Origin of the sequence: Rhizobium sp. SEMIA4064, from assembly GCF_003025035.1 — a bacterium.
Lineage (GTDB): Bacteria > Pseudomonadota > Alphaproteobacteria > Rhizobiales > Rhizobiaceae > Rhizobium > Rhizobium paranaense.
Map to the genome: position 1 here is coordinate 294,956 of NZ_PYJN01000018.1, position 9,000 is coordinate 303,955.

The window sequence follows — 9,000 nt, forward strand, 5'->3', positions numbered from 1 at the left end:
GCCCTACCTGCGGGAAACAGAAAAGGCGATCACTCTGGACCGCCTTCGATACGATGATGATTTTGGCAATGCAGTAGCACCGGCCTTGAATCGCTGCTCTCATTCGAGAGGGTCAAGGCAGGGTCCACCCGGCTTAACAGCGTGGGAGCTTTCCGCTCCGCTCGCCAGCCTCTGAGGCGGCGCGCTTGCACATGGACGGTAGATCATCCTGCCCATTGCTTCTCACAACTTTTCCAAGAGCGCAAGAGGGGCTTCTATGAGGTGTTCCTTGCCGAAAAGCTCCACCTTAACCACCGCTCCGGTCGCCACTCGTTTGCCGTCTATGGTGCGATCCTTGCGCATCTTGCAGATCAGGCCGTTGAAGTTCGCGAAGGGACCAAAGGTAAAGCGAACGGTCATCCCGCGCTTGAACACCATGCAGTGCTGCGCGTCGGGCGCTTCATCGAATGCCTTGAATCTTTGCACTTCCTGATCGGAGACACGATGCGGCGATATCATTCCGCCGACGAAGCCAGCGACCCCATCAACACGGCAGATGCCGCATACCGCAGCCGGCGAATAGACGATGTTGACCAGCACATATCCAGGCAAAAGTGGGCGCATTACGTTGGCAACGATCTTGCCACGAATGACCTGCTGGCCGATGTTTTCGAGCGGCAAAAACACCTTCACGCCCGCCCTCTGAAGGGCATCTTCAACAGCTTTTTCCTGCTTGTGCTTCGTCTCGACTACGAACCATTCACGCTTTCCCGGCTGATTTTCCGCCGCCATGGAAAGCATCGTGGCCTTGATTCGCTTGCGGCTGCGCATCTGATCGAACAACGATGCAAAGCGTGTCAGGTCGTAAAGCTCCGGGTTAACCGGTTTGCTGGCGGCATAAATTTTCGCGTCATGCATCATTGGAATTTCCCTCGTTAACTTGCCGTTCAAAAGCAGACCACGCCTCACAAACCGCCGCGTCCAAGTCCGTGATGTCGGATGGGACAGGCGGGAAAAAGAACCACTCAACGCCCGCCGGAATGGGCAACCATGGCAGACCGCTGCGGGCAAAGAACCGCTCCCAGGCCTGCGCAAGCTCGCCGTTTCGGTGTGTGGTTTCGAACTTCTCGGAGATCCGGAAAACGTTGGGAGCGACACTCACGCCCTTATGGTCCGTCGCCCGCTCGTCCATGGTGTTGACCTTTGGCCAGCCGTATTTGCTGCGGCGCTCGCGAAGGATCGCTTCCGCTTCCTCGCCACCCGCAGCTACCATTCGGCGTTGGAAGGGCGTCAGGCTCGGCATCGCCGTGAAGAGAGGCCGAAGCAGCTCGGCACAACGGCCTGCATGCCACGCTCTGGTGTACGGGCCGTGGACGATTGGCAGTGCAACGTCCGACTTCGGGTCCTCAAGCTTTTCCCAATCGCGGCCCGTCAGGAACGCGCCGGCCCACGGAACTGAGATTTTCGCTTTCTCGGCACGCTCGATGTAGGTCGGCGATTTGGTGATGCATGCGGTGCGCTGTTCTGGCGAAAGCTTCTGCCAAGCCTTCCGAGCAGCATATTCGCTGTCCTTGTCCCGCGTCGGCCATTTGGCGTACCAGCGACGGAAAGCCCGCTCGATCGCTTCCGGCTTTTCCTCCGAACCGTCGTCGCGCGCATCTCTCTCTTGCTGATAATCAGTATTTTCTGAATCTAAGTTATTACTAAGTGCCGATTTTGCCGGCGACGGTAAAACCGGCGCCGGTTTTGCCGGCGCCGGCATTTCAGTCTGCGGTAAAAATGCCACACCTTCGGAAGGCTCCGATTGGTCCTCTTCCGCCGAACGCGGCTCATCGAAAATGACCAGATTGGATGCGCCGAATTTGCCGTCCGCACGAGACTGCTCGCGCTCGGCATAACCGTACTCGACAAGTTCGGCGATCATCTTGCGCGCCTTATCGCGCCCGCAACCGCCCTTTTTGATGATGTCCCCAATGACAACAGTCCAGTTGTCCGGCTTGGAAAGCAGGTAGCCGAGCAGCCACCGTGCTTCCATGGAAAGACGGTCATCCTCGAAGACGTGATTGGGAACGGCGGTATAGCGGGCATTTCGCGCGCCGCGCCGAATGGTAGCTTCGACAGTCATCGTCCACCGCCTTTGCGCACGATGTCGCGCAGGAACGAGCGAACCGCATGTAGGCCAAGCACGACGGTTTGCGGTAATCCGCCGTCAGGCAACCGAGTGGCGTTGATGGCGGCAAATTCCACGTCCAGCGCGTCCACACCAAGCCTGAAGTGCGCTTCCGTCAGGACGCGCCGGATTGCTGCGCAATCGCGAAAGATGACGCCTGCGGGCACGCGCAAGAGCCACGCCGCGCGTTCAGCATCCGTTTCGCAATCGGCAAGCTCTTCAACAATGGGGAGAAGCTGGCTCATCGGCCCACCTCGCGCTCCACCTTGCGCGCAAGAACGCGATAGGCGTCCATCTGCTTGCAGAGATCAGCATGCGCCTGTTTCTGGCTGGCGATGGCGCTTGCCGCGTCCGCACAGATAGCCTCGAAGCTGCGGAACGATGCGTCCAGCCGGGCGGATTCTTTCAGAAACTCGTCAAACAGCGGATTGGAGCCTGCCGGGCCAAAGAATTGTTCGCGTACCTGCGCAACCCAATCGCGTGGCACGCCCAAATCCTTGGCAACGGCGGCGTCCGTCCAGGGTGCTTTATAGGCATCCTTGCCATAGACCTCGTCCAGCTTGTCATTGATGATGCGCCGATCCTCGCGGGTCATCTCGCGCGGCTTATCTGCTGTGGAAGGGGCGCATTCACTCGCCATGATTTTTGTTCCTTTGCGCTTCGCCGGGCTGGCGTGAATCGGGCAAAAGTCCTTGCGCGGACCGTTGCCGACCACCCATCCCTTGTTCTGGAAAAACTGAATTGCCGCGACCGGCGGCTTTCGATTAACCCCTGTCTGAAAGGGGAAATAAGCGACAGCGCCACAGCTCGCGCAGTCGATCCGCATAGCCTTGGTAGACTTGTCGCCGTAGGGAATGGAAACTTCTGGAAAGACGCGTTCGCTCATTGGGAGAGGTTCCCCGAGCCTTCGGCAGGCAGGTAGTCTTTCCAGTCAACGCGCCGTGTCACCGTGCAATCGCCATAGGTGCCGTCTTCCTGCAGCTCCCATACGAACCAAGCCGTATTCATGCGGCTGCTCGCTTTGTTCCCCTCCCACCCGTCGCGGTGCATCATTGGCAACCTGCGTTTGAAGACGTAGGCGCGGGCCGGCGGACAATCATCCATAACGAAATTGCGGTCATCATCCGCAAAGCCGCAGAGGAAATTCAGGTTGAGCAAAAGCGCCATCTTGCGCGGTCGGAAGACGCGCAGTGCATGGGCGACGAAGGCGTTGAGAACGTCACCATAAGGCGGGTTCGTCACGATGTCGTAAGACCCGCATTCCGCAGGCTGCGAGGTCAGAAAGTCTTGAACTGACTGCAATTCGCCGTGTTGGTCCGCCGTGCCGTAATCGATCAGATCGGCGAGGACGACGCCATAACCGGCGAGTTCCAGCACATGGGAAATCGCCCCGCGCCCACAGGCGGGCTCAAGCAACATTGCCGAAAAGGTTTCGAGTGCCAGAAGCGTGAACATGGCTTCGGGCGGCGTTTCATAAAGATTGTTGCCGCGCTCGTCCTTCGTCGCGCTCGCCGTGCCCACCGCTGCGCGGAGATTGGCGCGTGTTGGCGCGAGTCCGGCCGAAATCCTTGCCTGAATAGCACGCTCAACTATGCCCGGTTCGCGTTGCTCAGCAGCCGCATATTTGCGGGCTTCATGAATTTCCTTTCGGGAAAGACCGGCTTGATCGGCGGTAAAAGCGTTCTCGTTGGGAACGCTTTTCGGGCGTCCCTTAAAGGTCCTGCCCGCCGATTGCGCCTCGTCCCACTTGTCGGCGATCAAAATTTTCGCGCGGGTCTCAATCAGCAAGGCGTCGGCCTGCATTCGCCGCGCCTTGGCGATCAGCTTTTCCGTTGCGCCGATCTGCTCCGCAAACTGCGCCGCCGTCTTTGCCTGCGCGTAGGCAACAGACGCGACAATCCGGGCGTTGACGATATCGCCCTCATCAAGCAGTGCCCTCGCCCGTTCGACGGTCGCCACTAGCCCAGAGGCGTCGGCAACCGACACAATCTCCGGCACAACCGCAACTGTCGGCCCGTCGGACGCATCAGGCAAATCGCCCGGCTCCGCTATACCCTGCAGCGTTATCAGCAACTCGCGAGCGCGGTCAGTGGGGTAGTACGTCTTGCCGTCTTTCTTATCGCGGGAGAGATAGCGATTGCTGACAGCCTTGTTTGCCGCCACGATTTGCTTTTGCTCCGCAACGATGACAACGCCGTCATGCACCGCCGTCATGATGACCGCGAGCCCGTTCGGGCCGGGCTTGGGAAGCTTGACCGATTCATAAACGCCCATCAGTTCGCCCTCATCAAACGGTCGAGATAGGCTTGACCGAGGCCGGTCAGCTTCGCAGCGCGCTCGTCTTCGCAGATATGGAGATAGCCGCAGCGGTGGCATTCCCGCGCGAGCTGGCGACGCCCAAGCCCAACCGAAATATCCACGCGCCCACCGGCAAACTGCACTTCACGCAAAAAGCCCCTTGCACGTTCGGACAAGGGGCGGGCCATCAGCTCATCAATGGCGGGGTCGGTTTGGTGTTTCATTGCCCACCTCCGACAACCTGAAAGCCAACCTTCTGCCCACCCCTCGCCTTTACGGCAGCAAGTGCTTTTCGCAGCACCGCCAGCCCCGCTTCTAGTTCGGCGGCATCCCGATCCATCTTCATCGCTTCCGCAGGCGTCACCACCAAATCGGCAATCGCAACCGCTCCGCCGGAAATCAGGTCGCCAGCCTTACGCACCGTGTCGGAATAGGCCGCGACAAGGCAGTGATCGGTTCCGTGCGAACCCTCAGGGTCCACGAGCCGCTTTCCACTCAGCTCGGCCATGGCGGAGGTGACGACCGGCACACCACATTCCGATTCGAGGGCATAGACCGCATGCAGCGGCATCAATTCCGGATCGGTGGCGTTGTTCATCCGCCCGATGTGGCTTTTCGAGATAGAGGAAATCTCCGCAGAGCGCTCGATGCCGCCGGCAAGGCGAATAAGATCGCGTTGCGCAGCCTTGATGCGATGAAACCATGCAGTTGATATCATGAGATAAAGCCTTTCCCGCGCCGGGAAATTCCCAGCGTTTTTCCCGTAGTGGGAATTGATCGAAGGTGAGAAATTCAGGGCGTTACGAAGCTACGGAGGCCCACATGCAAAACGAGAATTCCCCGCGCGCGGCGGCAGAAAGGAAAGCGCCACGGCGCGGGCTGCAGCAGGCCGGGAGGATTGGCCGCGCGAAGATGAAAAGAGGCGCTTCATTCTGCCGCCTCCAATGGGATTGCTGCCAGCTCGGCAAGACGCTCGAACGTGACTCCGTCGATACCTCGACGCCGGCCGGCACGAACAACCCGTACCCAATAGCAAGACGGTATCGAACCACGCCGACGCATGGCTTTCGCGGATTCGTACGGCACGCAGATATCAAGGGCAAAAGCCGCCGTTGAAGGCCAAAGAATTATGATCGTCGCATGGGTCATGCGTGATAGGTGCATTATACCCCTATTTTTGTCAACCCCGTTTAGGTCAGACACCGACCCATAAAATAGGTACAAAATACCCCATGATCCAGCGGCAAGAACAATTCGAGCGCGAGCAGCGCGCAGCTAGGCTCCGCGAAGCTCAGGAGAAATCCGGACTTGGCGGATACCGAAAGCTTGCCCAACGTTTTGGGTGGAACGAAAACACGGTCAAAGGTCACCTCCAGGGCAAAAGCAGCTTTGGAACCGTAGCCGGGAAGCAGTATGCGAAAGCATTTGGTGTTTCTTTCCAATGGCTCTACCACGGCACAGGAAACCCCGATGACATCGATATCGAACCTGCCTCCATTATTGACGTGCCACTAATATCGATGATCAGCGCCGGGCACTTGGCTGGACATGAGGGAATTACGGACTTTTCGGAATTTCCTACGGTATCGGCGCTGGACTTGCCCGAGGGTGATTGGATTGCGCTGAGGGTCGAGGGCGACTCGATGAACAAGATATCGCCTCCAGAATCCATTATCTTTGCCAACCGCAGGGATAAAAGACTGGTCCACAACGCTTGCTACATCATAGCCGACGAGCAAGGCAACGCGACTTACAAGCGGTTTAGGAGCGACCAAGAACCGCCCTTCCAACCTGCATCATATCTCGACATACCCCCGCCAACGCTGACCGGCACCATTACCGTTATCGGAAGAGTGAGAAGATCCGTCATTGATATGTAATCAGTGAACAGCAGGATGCCCGCCACTTCAAATTGCATGTATTCAGACCCCGCCGAGCGGGGTTTTTTTGTATCCGATTCGCCCCTAAAAATTGACTGATTCCTGTATGGGTGTAATTTACCCCCATTTTTTTCTTGCGCAATATAGGTGCATATTGTACCTACTTCTCACCCAAGCCGAGAGACCTTCAGCGGTACGGGCAAATAGCCGGGCGAACTCCTCCAATCGCGACGAGAAGCCGGCCCCATGAAATGGAGAGAGAACAGTGCGCAATATTCCAAGGGAAATGGCTGATCTGGCACGCGAACGCGGCGTCGGCATGACCGAAGCCGATTTGAAAGCCGAAGGCTTCACAAAAGACGAAATCGAAAAGCACGCGCCCAAAGCGGCGGAGATACTGCGCGCCGCGGAATACACACGCGCCGCCTGACGCTCGCATCCGCTCCGGTCTCCGGCCTTCGGGCCGGTTTCCCGAACGGATGAACGGAGATCACCTCATGTTCCGCATTTCCCCAATGACAGAGATTCCCACTGGCCTGCCACAGCTCGATAGGGACGTGCGTGTGCTCTGCGCTGCAATCGGGCTCATCACTGCCGGCATGGCGTTCGCCACGCTGACAATCGTGCTGCCGCTCTGATTGAGGCGAAGCATGGCCAAGATAGAGGTTTCACCAAAACTCAAAGACGACGGCACGCACGCGGCTATAGCCGCAACCCACATCGGACAAGCCCACATCGCGGGCACGGGACCGAGCGGCGCGACCTGTGGGCAATGCACTTTCTGGCATGCTTGGCGGAAAGCGAAAGTCAATGGCGAAAGCCAGCTCGTCGCCGTCGAGCCGGGCACTTTCAGCATGCGCCATAAAAGCCGCCCGAGCGAGCGCAAAGACGCGCTCTGCAACAAACCTATCATCAATAAGGCGAGACGAACCATTCCGGCCGCAGCCACCGCATGCCGCTTCTTCACGCCACGAACGACCGAGATCTAATCAGCAATGCTGTCGCCAAAGGCCATTCAGATCGCACCCCGGAAAAGTTCACTGTTTCGCGTCCGCTTCTATGGCGGCGCCACCATCACCACCACCGCCGCCAACGCCCTGCAAGCCGAGCAGAAAGCTCGCCGCCAGCGCCCTGGCTTCATCGAAACTGTCCGTATTGTGAAAGGAAACCGCTAGAATGATGACCGCCGAGACGACCAGCAGCAACCCGATGCCTATGCAGCGCCCGCGTCTGCGCCGCAGCGATGTGCCGAATTACCTTGCGTGTAAGCACGGCATCGACATTGCCGTTTCAACGCTTGCTAAAATGGCAACTGTTGGCGGCGGCCCGGCCATGCAGTACAGCGGGCGCATTCCGCTCTATCACGTTCAAGATTTGGATACTTGGGCGGAAGAGCGTCTGTCGAAAGCCGTTCGCTCAACATCGGAGCGCAGCTTAGTGGGCAAGCAGTGCCTATCAGATCAACGGTGAAGCATTAGCTTTGAACCATCCGCTTGGAATAAGCTTGCCTTCAAGATGGTCTGGACGGTTTTGCAAGATGCGGTAACTTAGGTGCAAGATTCGTCACAAGTGTGAGATATGGCAAAAACCGATTGGATTGCAAATGCAGTTGTGGTCTTGATGGGCCTGATTACTGTCGGCGGCGCCGTTTGGTTGGGCCTATATTTGCAGGGACGCGGACCAATACCTCCAAAGCAGCTATCTGCTGAGTATATAGGGCCTAGCGATCCGCTACAGGACCTACAAAATACAGGCACAAATATTTCCGTTTCTATCTCCAGCGGCGGAAAACCTGTCCCGAAAATCTACATCTACCGAGCGTCACTAGAAAATACTGGCCATGCACCGATACTACCGTCAGATTTTTTTGGGGACCTCAAGCTGTCGGCGCTCCCCGATTGGCACATTGTTGCTGTCGGGAACTCACCTTGGCGCGGGGCGCAAAGCGTTTCCGTAGATTGGAAGCGAACTTCTGATAACTTGTATACCGCCTCCCCTACCCTGCTCAATAGCGGCGACGAGATCGCGATAAGCGTTTACCTCACGGCAAAGGAAGACGTTGAGACGGCCGCAGTGCTTAAGGGCGCGAGTGCCCCGATAGCCTTCGAAACAAGGGTTGCAAATCTTCCTTCCATAAGTCTAAAGCCAAATATTATTATGGAAAAAGCGCAGCCGGTTGCCGGAGGAATTACGGTGGAGATTCGAAATTGGGGTGTTTGGTTTTTTCTCGTAATTTTCGCCATATACTTTGCACTTCATCTATTCCTATTAAGACGCTTTGCGAGCGTCTCGAAGCTTAACTATGGCTACCTTGTTCTCATTTTTATTGCTTCAATATTTAGCATTTCAGCGGCAGAGGCGACTACTACATACGTTTTTGGGCCATACGCGGGCTTACCTGATGTTCCGGCAGATGGTTGGCTAAATATACCGCCTCTAGCGCTAAACTTCGGCCTTCTTCTTTTATTCTACCTTTTCCCCATTCTTAGGCCGCAGTACCTTCGCTCGGGTCCCTGATACGCCTTTGCCCGCCGGACAAGTGGACAATCTCAGAGCGGTTTGAACGGGTCAGATCTCAGAGTCGGATTCGAAAAGGGTTCAACGATATCCATACCTTGCTAGCCGTCTGGTGATGAGACGAATGTGGGCGATCATGATCCACGCTTCGGCTGA

Annotated in this window: 14 protein-coding genes; 7 read left to right on the forward strand and 7 right to left on the reverse strand. The window is 57.2% G+C overall.

Going from position 1 to position 9,000, the window contains the following annotated elements:
* Window positions 1-222: 222 nt before the first annotated feature.
* The 7 genes from nusG to C9E91_RS13715 are packed head-to-tail and all read right to left on the reverse strand — an operon-like array spanning window position 223 to window position 5,165.
* Entirely contained in the window at window positions 223-900 is a 678-nt protein-coding gene (nusG, locus tag C9E91_RS13685; RefSeq protein WP_245407492.1) for a transcription termination/antitermination protein NusG, read from the reverse strand.
* Entirely contained in the window at window positions 890-2,104 is a 1,215-nt protein-coding gene (locus tag C9E91_RS13690) for an LvrA C-terminal domain-related protein (RefSeq protein WP_107108824.1), read from the reverse strand. Before C9E91_RS13690 ends, nusG begins: the two co-directional genes overlap by 11 nt.
* Window positions 2,101-2,394 carry a hypothetical protein gene (locus tag C9E91_RS13695; protein WP_107108825.1) on the reverse strand — a complete coding sequence of 98 codons (294 nt, stop codon included), beginning with the start codon at window positions 2,392-2,394 and terminating at the stop codon, window positions 2,101-2,103. The genes C9E91_RS13690 and C9E91_RS13695 overlap by 4 nt, the downstream gene beginning before the upstream one ends.
* Window positions 2,391-3,035: a hypothetical protein gene (locus C9E91_RS13700; protein ID WP_181316081.1), complete on the reverse strand. Its 645-nt coding sequence runs from the start codon at window positions 3,033-3,035 to the stop codon at window positions 2,391-2,393. Before C9E91_RS13700 ends, C9E91_RS13695 begins: the two co-directional genes overlap by 4 nt.
* Window positions 3,032-4,423: an SAM-dependent methyltransferase gene (locus C9E91_RS13705; RefSeq protein WP_181316082.1), complete on the reverse strand. Its 1,392-nt coding sequence runs from the start codon at window positions 4,421-4,423 to the stop codon at window positions 3,032-3,034. The genes C9E91_RS13700 and C9E91_RS13705 overlap by 4 nt, the downstream gene beginning before the upstream one ends.
* Window positions 4,423-4,671 (reverse strand): hypothetical protein, encoded by a 249-nt coding sequence (locus tag C9E91_RS13710; RefSeq protein ID WP_107108826.1) that lies wholly within the window; start codon window positions 4,669-4,671, stop codon window positions 4,423-4,425. Before C9E91_RS13710 ends, C9E91_RS13705 begins: the two co-directional genes overlap by 1 nt.
* On the reverse strand, window positions 4,668-5,165 hold the full coding sequence (locus tag C9E91_RS13715) for a hypothetical protein (RefSeq protein ID WP_107108827.1): 498 nt from the start codon (window positions 5,163-5,165) through the stop codon (window positions 4,668-4,670). The genes C9E91_RS13710 and C9E91_RS13715 overlap by 4 nt, the downstream gene beginning before the upstream one ends.
* 514 nt (window positions 5,166-5,679) lie before the next feature.
* On the opposite strand from C9E91_RS13715, the gene C9E91_RS13720 reads away from it, so the two are divergent.
* The 7 genes from C9E91_RS13720 (at window position 5,680) to C9E91_RS13740 (ending at window position 8,844) form a co-directional block, all read left to right on the forward strand.
* Entirely contained in the window at window positions 5,680-6,327 is a 648-nt protein-coding gene (locus tag C9E91_RS13720) for a LexA family protein (RefSeq protein ID WP_107108828.1), read from the forward strand.
* A 265-nt stretch (window positions 6,328-6,592) separates the two neighbouring features.
* Window positions 6,593-6,757, forward strand: a complete 165-nt coding sequence (locus C9E91_RS19820; protein WP_181316085.1) for a hypothetical protein — start codon at window positions 6,593-6,595, stop codon at window positions 6,755-6,757.
* Window positions 6,758-6,824: 67 nt separating this feature from the next.
* A complete protein-coding gene (locus C9E91_RS19825) occupies window positions 6,825-6,965 on the forward strand; it encodes a hypothetical protein (protein ID WP_181316083.1) in 141 nt (46 codons plus the stop codon).
* Window positions 6,966-6,977: 12 nt separating this feature from the next.
* Window positions 6,978-7,316 carry a hypothetical protein gene (locus C9E91_RS13725; RefSeq protein WP_107108829.1) on the forward strand — a complete coding sequence of 113 codons (339 nt, stop codon included), beginning with the start codon at window positions 6,978-6,980 and terminating at the stop codon, window positions 7,314-7,316.
* A 6-nt stretch (window positions 7,317-7,322) separates the two neighbouring features.
* On the forward strand, window positions 7,323-7,502 hold the full coding sequence (locus tag C9E91_RS13730) for a hypothetical protein (RefSeq protein WP_107108830.1): 180 nt from the start codon (window positions 7,323-7,325) through the stop codon (window positions 7,500-7,502).
* Window positions 7,503-7,506: 4 nt separating this feature from the next.
* Window positions 7,507-7,797 (forward strand): hypothetical protein, encoded by a 291-nt coding sequence (locus C9E91_RS13735; protein WP_107108863.1) that lies wholly within the window; start codon window positions 7,507-7,509, stop codon window positions 7,795-7,797.
* Between the two features lie 108 nt (window positions 7,798-7,905).
* A complete protein-coding gene (locus tag C9E91_RS13740) occupies window positions 7,906-8,844 on the forward strand; it encodes a hypothetical protein (RefSeq protein ID WP_107108831.1) in 939 nt (312 codons plus the stop codon).
* The last annotated feature ends 156 nt before the right edge of the window (window positions 8,845-9,000 follow it).